Annotated in this window: 12 protein-coding genes; 4 read left to right on the forward strand and 8 right to left on the reverse strand. The window is 71.5% G+C overall.

The features are described from left to right. Positions 1 to 67: 67 nt before the first annotated feature. From ABZX96_RS27800 to gdhA, 3 genes are all read right to left on the reverse strand, one after another. Positions 68 to 757: an SDR family oxidoreductase gene (locus tag ABZX96_RS27800; protein WP_355549655.1), complete on the reverse strand. Its 690-nt coding sequence runs from the start codon at positions 755 to 757 to the stop codon at positions 68 to 70. Positions 758 to 874: 117 nt separating this feature from the next. Beyond that, positions 875 to 1,417: a TIGR00730 family Rossman fold protein gene (locus tag ABZX96_RS27805; protein WP_355549657.1), complete on the reverse strand. Its 543-nt coding sequence runs from the start codon at positions 1,415 to 1,417 to the stop codon at positions 875 to 877. 244 nt (positions 1,418 to 1,661) lie between these two features. Further along, positions 1,662 to 3,044 (reverse strand): NADP-specific glutamate dehydrogenase, encoded by a 1,383-nt coding sequence (gene gdhA / locus ABZX96_RS27810; RefSeq protein WP_355549659.1) that lies wholly within the window; start codon positions 3,042 to 3,044, stop codon positions 1,662 to 1,664. A gap of 306 nt (positions 3,045 to 3,350) precedes the next feature. Between gdhA and murJ the strand changes: the two genes are divergently transcribed. Further along, a complete protein-coding gene (murJ, locus tag ABZX96_RS27815) occupies positions 3,351 to 5,276 on the forward strand; it encodes a murein biosynthesis integral membrane protein MurJ (protein ID WP_355549660.1) in 1,926 nt (641 codons plus the stop codon). Between the two features lie 219 nt (positions 5,277 to 5,495). Here murJ and ABZX96_RS27820 read toward each other — a convergent pair whose 3' ends face one another. The 4 genes from ABZX96_RS27820 to mnmA form a co-directional block, all read right to left on the reverse strand. Then, entirely contained in the window at positions 5,496 to 6,284 is a 789-nt protein-coding gene (locus ABZX96_RS27820; protein WP_355549662.1) for a VC0807 family protein, read from the reverse strand. A 233-nt stretch (positions 6,285 to 6,517) separates the two neighbouring features. After that, positions 6,518 to 7,333, reverse strand: a complete 816-nt coding sequence (locus tag ABZX96_RS27825; protein WP_355549664.1) for an RloB family protein — start codon at positions 7,331 to 7,333, stop codon at positions 6,518 to 6,520. Then, entirely contained in the window at positions 7,330 to 8,619 is a 1,290-nt protein-coding gene (locus ABZX96_RS27830) for an ATP-binding protein (RefSeq protein ID WP_355549666.1), read from the reverse strand. The genes ABZX96_RS27825 and ABZX96_RS27830 overlap by 4 nt, the downstream gene beginning before the upstream one ends. Before the next feature lie 109 nt (positions 8,620 to 8,728). Next, complete coding sequence (gene mnmA, locus ABZX96_RS27835) at positions 8,729 to 9,856, reverse strand: tRNA 2-thiouridine(34) synthase MnmA (protein ID WP_355549668.1); 1,128 nt, start codon at positions 9,854 to 9,856, stop codon at positions 8,729 to 8,731. 97 nt (positions 9,857 to 9,953) lie between these two features. Here mnmA and ABZX96_RS27840 point away from each other — a divergent pair, with 97 nt between their 5' ends. Further along, positions 9,954 to 10,820 (forward strand): N-acetylmuramoyl-L-alanine amidase, encoded by an 867-nt coding sequence (locus tag ABZX96_RS27840; RefSeq protein WP_355549670.1) that lies wholly within the window; start codon positions 9,954 to 9,956, stop codon positions 10,818 to 10,820. Between the two features lie 67 nt (positions 10,821 to 10,887). On the opposite strand, the gene ABZX96_RS27845 is transcribed toward ABZX96_RS27840, so the two are convergent. Continuing rightward, entirely contained in the window at positions 10,888 to 12,057 is a 1,170-nt protein-coding gene (locus tag ABZX96_RS27845) for a cysteine desulfurase family protein (RefSeq protein WP_355549672.1), read from the reverse strand. 245 nt (positions 12,058 to 12,302) lie between these two features. Between ABZX96_RS27845 and ABZX96_RS27850 the strand changes: the two genes are divergently transcribed. Together ABZX96_RS27850 and ABZX96_RS27855 are read left to right on the forward strand one after the other, a co-directional pair. Beyond that, a complete protein-coding gene (locus ABZX96_RS27850; protein ID WP_355549674.1) occupies positions 12,303 to 12,839 on the forward strand; it encodes a hypothetical protein in 537 nt (178 codons plus the stop codon). Between the two features lie 838 nt (positions 12,840 to 13,677). Further along, a complete protein-coding gene (locus ABZX96_RS27855; RefSeq protein ID WP_355549675.1) occupies positions 13,678 to 14,952 on the forward strand; it encodes an FAD-binding oxidoreductase in 1,275 nt (424 codons plus the stop codon). Positions 14,953 to 14,968 lie beyond the last annotated feature (16 nt).

Raw genomic sequence — 14,968 nt, forward strand, 5'->3', positions numbered from 1 at the left:
CCGCACCACGGGGGAGTGCGGCGCGCGCTTTCTCGTGTGCCTGGATGCCGGGAGGCCCGGCCTTCGTTCAGCGCCCCGGTCGCACCGTCAGGTCGTTGATCTCGGCGTCCCGGGGCAGGTCGATCGCCGTCAGGATGGTCGTCGCCACCGACTGCGGGTCGATCCAGCGGGTCGGGTCGTACTCCTTGCCCTCCTGCTGGTGGGTGCTCTCCTGCATGGGGGTCGCGGTGCGGCCCGGGTAGACGGAGGTCACGCGGACGCCGTTGGCGTGCTCCTCGGCGCGCAGCGAGTCGGCCAGCGCCTTGAGGCCGTGCTTGCTGGCGGCGTACGCGCCCCACTGGGCGTTGGCGTTCAGTCCGGCGCCGGAGTTGACGAAGACGACGTGCCCTTGGGAGAGCCGGAGCTGCGGCAGCATCAGGCGGGTCAGCTCGGCGGGCGCGAGGAGGTTCGCGTTGATCGTCCGCTGCCAGCTGCGGAAGCCGACGTCGGCGATGGCGCCGAGCTCGACGATCCCCGCGATGTGCAGCAGGGAGTCCAGCCGGTCCGGGATGGGCTGGTGGCCCAGCGCCCAGGACAGCTTCCCGGGGTCGGCGAGGTCACCGACGAGCGTGCGGGCGCCGGGAAACTCCCCGGCGAGTTCCCTCGCGCGGCCCGCGTCGCGCGCGAGCAGCCAGAGGTCCTCGCCCCGGTCGGCCAGCCGCCGCGCGACCGCCGCCCCGATCCCCGATCCGGCGCCTGTGATCAAGTGCGTACCCATACCGCGATCCTAACGACGCGGCCGGTCGCGGCCCGGCACCCCCGGGGCACGCACGCCGGACGGGCGTTTGTTACGGACACTCGGGCGGCCCTTGCCCACAAGTGCTTACAAGTGCCCTCAGGCCTGGACGCCCGCCTGCTCCTCCAGGTACGCCAGGGCGCCCACGCCGTCCTCCGCGAAGAAGACCAGGTCCGTCAGCGGGATCGGCAGGAAGCCCTCCTCCTCCATCCGCTGGAACTGCTGCTTGAGCCCGTCGTAGAAGCCGGCCGCGTTGAGCAGGACCACCGGCTTGGTGTGCATGCCGTGCTTCTTCAGCTCCAGGATCTCGGTCGCCTCGTCCAGCGTGCCGGTGCCGCCCACCATGATCACGACGGCGTCGGCGCGCGCCAGGAGCTGGGCCTTCCGCTCGGCGAGGTCCTTGGTGACGATCATCTCGTCCACCCCGGCCCGCGCCTTGTGCGCCAGGAACTCCACGGAGACGCCGACCAGCTTGCCCCCCGCGTTCTCCACCCCGTCGGCCATGACCTTCATCAGTCCCGTGTCGGAACCGCCCCAGACCAGGGTGTGACCGCCCTTGCCCAGCAGCTCGGCGAACTCGCGGGCGGGGGTGGTGTAGCGGTCGTCGAGGTCGGCGGCGGAGCAGAAGACACAGATGTTCATACCGTCACCCTACGGCCGACCGGGAACGGCGGCCCGGGCCGGTACCTCGTGCCCCAGGCCCACCCACCGTGAGCGGGGGCTGTCGCGAGCGGTACGGGAACAGATCGGGAACAAAAACCGCCCTCGAAAAGCAAAAAAGCCCACACGTTGTGGGCGTGAATGCTCACCCGCCGCACACCACGTGGGCGAGCGAGCGACCCGTACGAGCTCCATTGATCGCACGAGCCACCACGGCTCAGGCCGCCTAGATCAGGCCCTGGGCCAGCATCGCGTCCGCCACCCGCTCGAAGCCGGCGATGTTCGCGCCCGCGACGTAGTCGCCCGGCATGCCGAAGCGCTCCGCGGTCTCGTAACAGGTGTCGTGGATGTCGCGCATGATCGCGGTCAGTTCGCTCTCGGTGCGCTCGAACGGCCAGGACTCGCGGGCCGAGTTCTGCCGCATCTCCAGGCCGCTGGTCGCCACCCCGCCCGCGTTCGCGGCCTTGCCGGGGCCGAACGCGACCTTGGCCTCCCGGAAGACCTCCACGGCCTCCGGCGTGGTGGGCATGTTGGCGCCCTCGGAGACCGCCTTCACGCCGTTGCGGACCAGCGTCCGGGCGGCCTCCTCGCCCAGTTCGTTCTGGGTCGCCGAGGGGAGCGCCACGTCGCACGGCACGTCCCACACGCTGCCGCCCGCCACGTACGAGGCGGAGCCGCGCCGCCGGGCGTACTCCTCGACCCGGCCCCGCTCGACCTCCTTGATCTGCTTGAGCAGCGCGAGGTCGATGCCCTTCTCGTCGACGATGTAGCCGCCGGAGTCGGAGCAGGTCAGCACGTGGGCGCCGAGCGCCTGGGCCTTCTCGATGGTGTAGATCGCCACGTTGCCGGAACCGGAGACGACGACCTGCTGGCCGTCCATGCCCTCACCGCGCCGCTTGAGCATCTCGGCGGTGAACAGCACGTTCCCGTAGCCGGTGGCCTCTGTGCGCACCGTGGACCCGCCCCACTGGAGGCCCTTGCCGGTGAGCACGCCGGCCTCCCAGCGGTTGGTGATCCGGCGGTACTGGCCGAAGAGGTAGCCGATCTCACGGCCGCCGACGCCGATGTCGCCCGCCGGCACGTCGGTGTGCTCGCCGAGGTGCCGGTACAGCTCCGTCATGAACGACTGGCAGAACCGCATGACCTCGGCGTCCGACCTGCCGTGCGGGTCGAAGTCGCTGCCGCCCTTGCCACCGCCGATGTTGAGCCCGGTCAGCGCGTTCTTGAAGATCTGCTCGAACCCGAGGAACTTGACGATGCCCAGGTTGACCGACGGATGGAAGCGCAGCCCGCCCTTGTAGGGGCCGAGCGCGCTGTTGAACTCCACGCGGAAGCCGCGGTTGACCCGGATCTCGCCGGAGTCGTCCTGCCACGGCACGCGGAACATGATCTGCCGCTCGGGCTCGCAGATCCGCTCCACGATCCGCGCCTCGGCGAACTCCGGACGTGCGGCCAGCACCGGCGCCAGCGTCTGCAGCACCTCCAGTGCGGCCTGGTGGAACTCCGGTTCGCCCGGGTTGCGCCGTACCAGTTCCTCGTACAGGGAGGTCAGTCCGGCCGATATCGTCCCGGTCGCAGCGGGCGCGTTCTCAGCGTGAACAGTTGTCATGCTCGTCTTCGATTCCTTTCTTGGCCAGCCAGGGTCTGTCCGCCATGCGGACTTCATCGTCCGGACATCGAACAGCCCTTGACTGGACCTCAAGGCCCTGTCGCGCCCCCGACCCTATTGCCACACCGGCCGCTCCGGGGAGCCGGGGACGCAAAGAGCCCTCTTTGAACGGAAATAAGAGGGCGAAACTTGCGCTCGTTCGGTCGCGCGCGGGCAGGAAGGCCCCTCTTTCGGACGCGAATCGGAGAGAGGACCGTGCGACGCCCGGATGATCTTCGGAGCGCGTCGCGACGCTAGTTTGTGCCCATGACGGAGCGGCGATTGGACACCGACACGGTGCGCCTGGGCATCCCGGCCACGGCTTGGGACGGTCCGGGAGGCGTGAACGCGTACCCGTACGGTGAGGTGTATCCACATGGTGAGACGGGGTCGTACGGCGACGCGTCCGCGTACGGACACGACCAGGGGGACGGGCACGCGTACGGGCACGGGAGCGGTCCGGTGTACGCGGGCGCACGATCGCAGGTCGTAGCCACCGGCTCGTCCGCGCCCATGGGCATATCCGCGTCCGCGGAAACGTCTCCTCCGATCGCGGAGAACGGCCCGGGCGAACAGACCGGCAAGAAAAGCGCCAAAGTCGGAGTCCTGCGCTCCTCCGCCCTGATGGCCGCCGGAACCATGGTCTCCCGCGCCACCGGCATGATCCGGCAGGTGCTCCAGACGGCCGCCCTGGGCACGGGCCTGCTGGCCACCACGTACCAGACCGCCAACACCGTTCCGCTGAGCCTGTACACGCTGATGATCGGCGGCGCGCTGAACTCCGTCCTGGTCCCGCAGCTCGTCCGGGCCCGGGTCGAGCAGCCGGACGGCGGGCGGGCCTACGAGCAGCGCCTGGTCACGCTCGTCCTGTCGCTGCTGGCCGTCGGCACCCTGCTGTCCGTGTGGGCGGCGCCGCAGATCGTCAGCCTGTACCAGAGCGACACGCCCGAGACCCACGCGGCCTACGAACTGACCGTCGTCTTCGCGCGGTTCATGCTGCCGCAGGTGTTCTTCTACGGGCTGTTCTTCATGATGGGGCAGGTGCTCAACGCCCGGGAGAAGTTCGGGGCCATGATGTGGACCCCGGTGCTGAACAACATCGTGCTCATCAGCCTCTTCGGCCTCTACCTGGGCCTGATGACGGTGCCCGACCGGGTGCAGGACATCACCGACGCGCAGGTGAGGCTGCTGGGCATCGGGACGACGCTCGGCATCGTCCTGCAGGCCGTCTCGACGATCCCGTACGCGCGCGCCGCCGGTTTCCGCTTCCGGCCGCGGTTCGACTGGCGGGGGACGGGGCTGCGCAAGAGCGTCGGCGCGGCCCGCTGGACGCTGCTGTTCGTGCTGGTCAACCTGGTGGGCCTGACCGTCGTCACGCACTACGCGAGCGCCGCCGACCTGGCGCTCCCCAAGGACGGGGTGGGCTTCTCCGCCTACACCAACGCCCAGACGATCTGGATGCTGCCGCAGGCCATCGTCACGGTCTCCCTGGTGACCGCGCTGCTGCCGCGGATGAGCCGCGCGGTGGCCGAACACCGGCTGGACGACCTACGCGGTGACCTGTCGCGGGCGCTGCGGACCAGCGGGGCCGTCATCGTCCCGGCCGCCGTGTTCTTCGTGGCGCTCGGCCCGGAGGTGGCCCGGCTGCTGTTCGCGCACGGCACCGCCGACGCCGCCTCCGCCGGGCCGACCGGCCACATGCTCCAGGCGTTCGGCCTCGGCCTGATCCCCTACTCGGCGCAGTACCTGCTGCTGCGCGGCTTCTACGCCTTCGAGGACACCCGTACGCCCTTCTGGATGGCGACCTGGATCCAGGTTGTGAACATCGCCCTGACCGTCGCCTGCCACCTGCTGCTGCCCGCGCGGTGGGCGGTCACCGGGATGGCCGGTGCCTACGCCGTCGCCTACGCCGCCGGGCTGCTGCTTACCGCGCTGCGGCTGCGGCGGCGCCTGGACGGGCGGCTCGACGGGAAGCGGCTGTGCCGCTCCTACGCCAAGCTGACCGCCGCCGCGCTCACCGCCGGCGCCCTGGGCTGGGCGGTCGCCCGCGCCTGCGCCACCGAGGCGGCCCCGACCTTCTGGAGCACCGCCCTCGCCCTGGCGGCGGGCGCGGTGGCGATGGCCGTGCTCTTCCTGCTGCTGGGCCGCGTCCTGAAGATCGGCGAACTGCGGGGGCTGCCGGGGCTGCGGTGAGGGGTTGAGGGCTTCACGCATGTGAGCGGGGAGGGATGGGTCACCCCCGCCCCTCCCCGCTCGTCCCCCGGGGACCGGCTCTTTCGGTGCCGTGGCCCGGGACCGGCTCTTTCGGTGTCACGGCCCGGGACCGGCTCTCCGGTGCCACGGTCCGGGACCGGCTCTCTGGTACCGCGGCCGGGACCGACTCTCCAGTGCCGCGGCCCGGAAGGCAGCCGCTCAGCGACCATCCCCGGCCGCCTCGGGCACCACCGCACCCCCCAGCGCGCCGGCTCCGCCCTCCCCCGCGCCGTCCTCCCCGGCGGCCCGCTCCCTCCGGGCCACCTCTTCCGCCACCATCCGCTCCATCGGGTCCACGGCCATCCCGCCCGAGACCACCATGGCCGCCACGATGGCCACCACCAGCATCACCGTCCCCAGCCACACCATCGTGTCGATCGGGATCGTGTAGGCGCCCACGACCCGCGCCACGCACTCCGTCAGCAGGGCCGCGCCCCACACCGCCGAGAACGTCCGCTCGGCCCTGCGGAACCGCGCCGACCCGGCCAGCAGATCGTCCCAGGCCGCCTGCTTGGCGGGGCTGCCCTTGACGACCCACGCCCGCAGCCCCGGCGTCATCAACGGCCGCCCGTAACAGGCCGTCACCAGGACGACGATGCCGATCACACTGCTCACCCCGCTGTCCTTGGCGAGCATCAGCCGCGGGTCCCCGGTGACCGTGCTGAGCAGCAGTCCGATCACGTTCACGGCGAGGATCAGCGCCGCCATCCCGTTGATCCGCCGCTCCTTGACGACCGACCAGACCGTACGCAGCGCGGGCACCGCACTGCTCCACGCGAGCGCGGCGACCGTCCCCATCCCGAACCCGTCACTGAGCACGTAGTACGAGCCCAGCGGCACCCCCACATCCACGACCAGCGGCGCCAGACTCTCCACCAGCGGATTCCGGCCCTTGCCCGGCCGCCCGCCCTCCTTGCCCCGGCCCCGCTCCCTTGCCCCCTGGCTCATTACCGAGTTCCCCCGTATCCGCTGACGTCCGTGTCCGCCGCCGCGCCCGGGGCCCGCGTTCGGGCCCGGCGTGCGGCGGCGGATTCAGCTTCGCGGACCGGCGGGGCACGGCGGCAGAAGCGACTGTCCAGGGAAAGCGATGACTTTTGTCATGGGGGGCTTGGTGCTGGGCGCGGATGGCATGTTCCCTTCCTGCAGATGGACGGCAGGAGGGGGCAGGGCCTAAACGCTGCTCAGGCGTCTCCGTCGGCGATACCCAGCGCGACGACCAGGCGCCACACATCCGTGGACGGGTCTCGCAGGAGCGGGTCGCACTCCGCCGCGTGGCCGGTGCGCCGCCGCCACCGTTCGTAGGTGTCCCTCTGCACCGGTGCGATCGGCCCGATATCCGCGCCTTTGGGAGAGCAGTTACCGTGCGGGCAATCCGTCACCAGCTTGCGCGCGTTCCGGACGGCGGTCTGCTCCCGCCCCAGCAGCGACGCGCCGCGCTCGCCGGCCACTCCCTTGCCCCGTTCGCCGGACTGCCTGTCGTAATCCGCGAAGCCCTTGGCGTCGCGGTGCCGCCGCAGCCGGTCGACGACAGCGCCGTCGAGCCCGTTCTCCTGGCTGGTGAACGGCTGGAAGTGCAGGAGCAGCCACAGCTCGAACGACGGATGGGACAGCGCCACCTGTACACCGTGCCCGGCGGCCCGGCGCATGGCCTTCCTGATGGCGGTCTCACGGCAGTCGGCCGCGTCACGGTCGAAGAAGGCCCATTTCTCGCAGTCCGGATCGGCTTCGGCCGGCACCTGCTCGACAACGGCCTCGGGGCGTAATCCGTTGGCGTGTGAGGGGGAGCAGACGTGGAGCCGGAACATCTTGCCGCTGCCGCGTTCTCCGTACACCTCGTTGAGCAGCCGGAAGTAGTCCGGCTCGGTCCTGGCTCCTTCGGCGGCGACGTACACGACACGGCGCGACTGGTCTCCGTACGAGCCGAGGGTGCGGCGAAGCCGTCCGGCTCCGCCGGACCGGTCGCGTCGCCGGGCGCCGCCTTCCCTGCGGGTGCTCACGCGGTCACCCCCAACCGCTCCTCGATCAGGGCGAGTTCCCGGGCGACGTCCCCCGTGACGAAACGTGGCACGCCTCCGTAGTGGCCGTGCAGGTAGCGGCGTTCCAGGTTGTCGTCCTTGCGGGCCTTCTTGGCCGCTGTCAGCGGGTAGAGCGAGGTCTCGCCACCGCTGTTCTTCAGGGTCAGCCACACCTGGTCCCGGTCGAGCGGGCGCTCGGCGACCGAGGGGCCGAGCAGCGTGGCGTCATGCGTGGTGAAGATCAGCTGGGCGCCGCGCGAATTGGCGTCCCGGTCCTGGAAGAGGCGGATGACCTCGGCGGCCAGCAGGGGGTGGAGGCTGGAGTCCAGTTCGTCGGCGAGGAGGGTGCCGCCCCGTTCGAGGGCCCGGAGTAGGGGGCCGAGGAAGGCGAACCACGCGTGGGTGCCCAGGGACTCCTGGGTCAGGAAGTCCAAAGGTCGCTCGGTCCCGTCGGCGCCACGGTGCAGCAGTTGGCACTCGCCGGTTTCGGGATCGGTGGTCAGCCCCGTGATGCCGAGGTCGGCGGCACGCAGGAGGCCGAGGAACCTTCGGCGCAGGCCCTCGTCGGCCCGTCCGGGGTCCGCGAGAAGATCCCGGGTCCACTTGGTCCGCGCCGCCGCGTCGGCTCCGGGGCCGATCTCCCACAGGTCGTCCCGGAACCAGCGGTGCACCTCGGAGAGCTGCGGGTGGTTCATCGTCGCGGCGACCGTGAGGAACAGGGCGTCGGGCCGGGTGAGGGACACGTACGCGTCCTTGGGGCCGCGCAGGCCCGTGCCCCGGAAGCGGAACTCTCCGCCTTCCTCTTCGGGGCGTCCCGCCTCCCGGTCGAACCAGACCTGCCGTCGTCCCGAGGGGTAGGCGTGCAGCCACTCCGCTTCGACGCGCTGGTCCGAGAGCTCGAAGCCGTAGGTGTACCGCACGGGGGCCGGGTGGCCGAGCAGCAGCTCGACCTCGAACAGGCTGGTCTGCTCGCGGGCCTCCGGGGCCAGGGCGAAGGGGTCGCGTTCCTGTATTCCGGCGTCCCGGCCCCAGTCGGCGAAGGACGCCCGGACGGCCCGGCGCATGAAGGACAGGGCCGCCAGCACGTTCGACTTGCCGGAGGCGTTGGCCCCGAGGACGCCGACCGCCGGCAGCACCGCGACGGGCTTGCCCTCGAACCGCACGCCGGTGTCCCGGCCGGTCCGTTCGTTGAATTCGGTGGCCACCAACGACAGCTCCTGCTCGTCGCGGATCGACCGGTGATTGGCGACGCGGAAGCTGAGCAGCATGGCCGACCTCCCGGCGAGACGGCCCCTATAAAGCCGTCTCACGCTCTCACGTGTGGGTAACCCTCACGAGACAGCCTAGGGCGGGGTGGCGGACGTCACCACCGACACGTCAACCCGCGGTGACCTTTCCGACCCGCTCCGTGCTCGCGATCGTCGCCGACCCCACCACCCGCGTGCCGGCGTACAGCACGACGGCCTGGCCGGGGGCGACGCCGCGGACCGGCTCGGTGAAGCGGACGTGGATCTCGTCGCCGATCACCTCGGCCGTGACCTCCGTCTCGCCGCCGTGGGCGCGGAGCTGGGCGGTGTACGGGGCCGGGCCGGGGGGCGGGGCGGAGCCGCACCAGCGGGGGCGGATGGCGGTGAGGGCGGTGACGTCGAGGGCTTCGGCGGGGCCGACGGTGACGGTGTTGTTCACCGGGGAGATGTCCAGGACGTAGCGGGGCTTGCCGTCGGGGGCCGGGGTGCCGATGCGCAGGCCCTTGCGCTGGCCGATGGTGAAGCCGTAGGCGCCCTGGTGGGTGCCGACCTTGGTGCCCGACTCGTCCACGATGTCGCCCTCGGCGGTGCCCAGCCGCTTGGCCAGGAACGCCTGGGTGTCGCCGTCGGCGATGAAGCAGATGTCGTGGCTGTCCGGCTTCTTGGCGACGAACAGGCCGCGCCGGGCCGCCTCTTCGCGGATCTCGGCCTTGGTGGTGGGGGTGTCGCCGAGGGGGAACATGGCGTGCGCGAGCTGGCGGTCGTCCAGGACGCCGAGGACGTAGGACTGGTCCTTGGCCATGTCGGCGGCCCGGTGGAGTTCGCGGGTGCCGTCCTCGCGCAGGACGACCTGGGCGTAGTGGCCCGTGCACACCGCGTCGAAGCCCAGGGCGAGCGCCTTGTCCAGGAGCGCGGCGAACTTGATCTTCTCGTTGCAGCGCAGGCACGGGTTCGGCGTGCGCCCCGCCTCGTACTCCGCGAAGAAGTCCTCGACCACGTCCTCCCGGAACCGTTCCGCCAGGTCCCAGACGTAGAAGGGGATGCCGATGACGTCGGCGGCGCGGCGCGCGTCGTGCGAGTCCTCGATCGTGCAACAGCCGCGGGCGCCCGTGCGGAAGGACTTCGGATTCTCGGAGAGCGCGAGGTGCACGCCGGTCACGTCGTGGCCGGCTTCGGCGGCGCGGGCGGCGGCGACGGCGGAGTCGACGCCGCCGGACATGGCGGCCAGTACGCGCAGGCGGCGGGGTGCGTCAGTCATAACCCCTCAAGAGTAGACGGAACCGGTGACAGGCCCGTAAGCGTTTGTCCAGCACAGGGGGACGCGTGATCACGAGCGGGTGGGAGGGGCGGGGTGCATGGGCGCTGAGGTCGGGGAGAGCGGGACGAGTGGGGGCGGTCCAAGCGGTGCCGGGGTGCGGGCTTCCGGTGACGATGACGGTCGGCAGCCGGGGCCTGGTGGCGAGGGCCGGAAGCGGCGGCGGGTCGGGCGGCGGGCGCTGCTCATCGGGGGCGCGGGTGTGGTCGCGGGCCTCGGGGTGGGCGGGTACGCCGCGCGCGAGGACCTGGCGCGCTGGTGGTGGCGGATGCCCTGGCAGGAGAAACCGCGCCAGGAGGGCGCGGTGGACTTCGCGGGGGCCCAGTGGATCGCCGCCTCCCCCGCGAACTCGCGGCGCGCCGACCGGCCCGAGGACTATCAGGTCGACCGGGTGGTCATCCACGTCGTCCAGGGCGGCTATCCGGTGGCGCTGAAGGTCTTCAAGGACCCGCTGCACGGCGCGGCCTCGCACTACGTCGTCCGCAAGGACGGGCATGTGGCGCAGATGGTCCGCGAGCTCGACGTGGCCTTCCACGCCGGCAACCGCGTCTTCAACGAGCGCAGCATCGGCATCGAGCACGAGGGGTTCGTGGACCGGCCGGAGTCCTTCACCGACGCCATGTACGCGGCGTCCGCGCGGCTGACGGCCGGGATCTGCCGCCGCTACGGCTTCCCCGCCGACCGCGAGCACATCGTGGGCCATGTGGAGGTGCCGGGGACGGACCACACCGATCCGGGGCCGCACTGGGACTGGGAGCGGTATCTGCGGCTGGTGCGGGAGGAGCTGAAGCGGCCGGCCCCCTCGGGGACGGGGGCCGCTCCGCCGGCCACCGCTTCCTCGGGGTCCGCTTCCCCGGGGGCGGAGACGGGGAAGGCCGGGGCGCCGGGGGTGGCTTCCGGGCGGTGACGGGGACGGGGGCCAGCCCCCGGACACCAGCCCCGGCAGCCTTTCGGACCGGCCTCTCCAACCTCCCTCAGCTCAGCCCCGCGCTCCGCGCCCGTTCGACCACCGGGCCGATGGCCGAGGCCAGCGCCGCCACGTCCGCCCGCGTCGAGGTGTGGCCGAGGGAGAAGCGCAGGGTGCCGCGGGCGAGGTCCGGGTCGGTGCCGGTGGCGAGCAGGACGTGGCTGGGCTGGGCGACGCCCGCGGTGCAGGCGGAACCGGTGGAGCAGGCGATGCCCTGGGCGTCCAGGAGCAGCAGGAGGGAGTCGCCCTCGCAGCCGGGGAAGGAGAAGTGGGCGTTGGCGGGGAGGCGGCCCGCCGGGTCGGGGTCGCCGCCGAGGACGGCGTCGGGGGCGGCGGCCCGTACGGCCGCGATCAGCTCGTCCCGCAGCCCGCCGATCTCCCGGGCGAACTCCGCGCGGTGCTCCACCGCGTACCGCCCGGCGGCGGCGAACGCGGCGATGGCGGGGGTGTCCAGCGTGCCGGAGCGCACCTGCCGCTCCTGGCCGCCGCCGTGCAGGACGGGGACGGGGGCCCACTCGCGGCCCAGCACCAGCGCGCCGATGCCGTACGGGCCGCCGACCTTGTGGCCGGAGACGGTCATGGCGGCCAGCCCGGAGGCCTTGAAGTCCACCTCCAGCTGCCCGAACGCCTGCACCGCGTCCGCGTGCAGCGGCACCCCGAACTCTGCTGCCACGTCGGACAGTTCACGCACCGGCATGACCGTGCCGGTCTCGTTGTTGGCCCACATGACGGTGGCCAGCGCGACATCGTCGGGGTTGCGCGAGATCGCCGCGCGCAGCGCGTCGGCGTGCACCCTGCCGTGCGCGTCCACCGGCAGCCACTCGACCCGCGCGCCCTCGTGCTCGGCGAGCCATTCGACGGCGTCCAGGACGGCGTGGTGCTCCACGGGGCTGGCGATGACGCGGGTACGGGCCGGGTCCGCGTCGCGCCGGGCCCAGTACAGGCCCTTGACGGCGAGGTTGTCGGCTTCGGTGCCGCCCGAGGTGAAGACGACCTCACTGGGGCGGGCGCCGAGCGACGCGGCGAGCGATTCCCTGGCCTCTTCGACGGTGCGCCGGGCCCGTCGGCCCGCGGCGTGCAAGGAGGAGGCGTTGCCGGTGACGGTGAGCTGGGCGGTCATCGCCTGCACCGCCTCGGGAAGCATCGGAGTGGTGGCGGCGTGGTCGAGGTAAACCATGGTGCGCACGATTCTACGAGTCGGCGCGGGGGCGCGCGGCGGGCGCGCGGTGGCGTCGGACGCGCGGGCCACGGAGCGTGAACGGCGGCTGGACGCAGAGCATCGAATTGCGGACGGTCGGAGAGCGCCGAATCGCGGACGGTCGCAGAGCACCGAATCGAGGACGGCCACGGAGCGCGAGACGGCGTCCCGTGCGTGGATCCCCGTACAGAGCCCTCCGCCAAGATCATGACAAACTTGATCATGTGTTTGATTTCTCCGCGCGCCGCCTGCGCCCCGCCCTCGCCGCCGCCGGTGTGGGGCTCGCCCTCACCCTGACGGCCTGCGGGTCGACGGATTCCGCCGCCTCCAAGGCCCACCCCTCGGCGTCCGCCTCGTCCGCCTCGTCCACCGACCGTCAGGGCGGCACCCCTGCCCCGAAGGCGACCCACACCGCACACGAGGACGCGACCGAGGCCCCGCGCCGGAGCACCCCGGCCGCCGACCCCACGACGGCCGCCGCCCCCGAGCCGGAGCCCGCCGCCCCTGAGCCCGCCACCACACACGACTCCCCCGGTCGGCACGACGGCAGCAACTACGACCACCTCTCCCCCGAGGGGCAGCGCGCCCACGACACGCTGAACTGCGCCAAGGGCCCGGGCAAGAAGAAGGGGAGCTGCAACGAGCCGCACCGCAAGTGCCGGGAGAGCGGCGCGGAAGCGGTCAGCTCCGCCGGTATCCACCTGACCTGCCGGACCGCCCCGTGGGACGGACGGCTGCGCTGGCTCGGCGACGAAGAGTGACGGTGCGCCGCGGTCGCCTCGCGGCCACCTTGTAGTGGCCTCGCGGTCGTACCGCGGCGCGACCGCGGCCGTCCCCGGCACCCCTCCCCCGAAGGCGCGCCATCGCGGCGAAGCCTCTCCTCGTCACTCCCGCATCTCCATCAGCAAATGCAACTCCCTTGCCGCATCGGACAGTTGGCGCACCTTGGACGTCCCTCACGGACGTATATCAGCCGCGTCACCCGCCCCCACCCAGGCACCCTCAGGCGCCATCCGCACGCCATCGGCAAGACCCCCGAAGAGCGCGAGCGATACCCCCGCGACCGGCCGTAACCTCGGCCCGCTAACACGCCGTCCGGCGATTCCGCAATCCCTTGTCGTATTCCCGCCCGGCCCCTTACGGCCTTCACGTCGGCGGCGTAACCTGTGATCCACGTCACAGATGACCTTGCTTCTCGCCAACCTCATCCGCCCGAATTCCCGCTACCATGTTTGCAATTCGGACGGACACTCCGGCACCGCGGCGCACCGGAAACCCGGCCCTTCCCACGCCGCGGTCCATCGGCCCCCTCCCCACTTCCAGTCGGCTTCTTCCCCCACTTCCAGTCGGCTTCGCAACGAGCCGCCGTCGAACAGCGCTTGCTCACCCCACTCACCGGCCCGCGCGCCGTGCGCCAAAAGCGTCGTCGCATGCGGAAGCCGGAATCAGCTGCGCACAGGAGTTGCCATGCCCTCTTCCGGGAATGCGTCGTTCTCAGCTGTCACCGCCGCCGTGAACGAATGCCGTAAAGAATTCGCCGGTACTCTTCTTCTGCCAGGCGACCCCGGATATGACGACACGCGCCGCGTATGGAACGCGATGCACGACCGCAGACCAGCGGTCATCGCCCGGTGCCGGACGACCGCCGATGTCCAGGCCGCCGTCCGGCTCGCCACAAAGGCCGGAATTCCGGCTACGGTGCGCGGCGGCGGACACAATGTCGCGGGCACCGCCGTGGACGACGACACCGTGATGATCGACCTTTCCCTGATGCGCGCCGTTTCGGTGAACGCCGGGGAACAGTGGGCGGACGTCGACGGTGGATGCCTCCTGAAGGACCTCGACACGGCCACCGCCGAGCACGGGCTCGCCTGCCCGTCGGGCGTCGTCGGGCACACCGGCGTCGCCGGTCTGACCCTCGGCGGCGGGTACGGCTGGCTCACCCGGAAATGGGGCCTGAGCTGCGATCACATCATGAGCGCCGAGGTCGTGCTCGCGGACGGTTCGGTGATCGAGGCCACCGACGCCGAGCACCCGGACCTCATGTGGGCGCTGCGCGGCGGGGAGGGCACCTTCGGTGTCGTCACCCGCTTCCGGATGCGGCTGCGGCCGGTCGGGCCCATTCTCTACCGGACCGGTCTCTATTCTCTCGACACCGCCCCGGCCGCATTGCTGGCCTTCCGGGAATTCACCGCGCGGCAGTCCGACGACCTGCGGGTGTTCGGCTCGTTCCAGCAGGCGGGAACGTCGGCCGTCATTCCCTCCGTATTGCACGGTCAGCAGGCTCTGGAGCTCGCCGTCGCCTGTTCCGCGGACAATCCCGACAGCGTCCGGCAGAGCCGTGAGATCTACGACGCGGTGCCCGCGCTGGCCACCACCGAGCAGACCATGCCGTACGCCCGGTTGCAGGCCATGCTGGACGCGAGCGGACCGGCCGGCCGCCGTTACTACACCAAGTCCTGCTATCTCACCGACCTCGGCCCGCAGGCGGTCGAAGAGGTGGTGAAGGCCGCGGCGGCGAATCCGTCCGCGCTTTCCTCCATCGACGTGGAATTCCTGCGCGGCGCCATGGTGCGGGAAACCGGCGGCCCCTCGGCCTTTCCGCAGCGTGAGGCCCCGTACATGCTCACCGCATGGGCTTCCTGGCTCACTCCGCAGGACGACGCGACGAATATCGCCTGGTCCCGGGACACCATTTCTGCCCTATCCTCCTGGCATCACCAGGGGCATTACGGGAATTACGCGCCCGAGGACACGGCCACCGCGCCACCGGCCGATCCCCGGCTCGCCCGGGTGAAGCGGGAATACGATCCGCACCACCTGTTCCGAGGAAAGCGCCATTCCCTTCCGGAATCCGCCCGGGCCGCTTCCTGAGTGGCCGCCGGAGAGA

The organism is Streptomyces sp. NPDC003077 (assembly GCF_040611095.1).
Classification (GTDB): Bacteria; Actinomycetota; Actinomycetes; order Streptomycetales; family Streptomycetaceae; genus Streptomyces.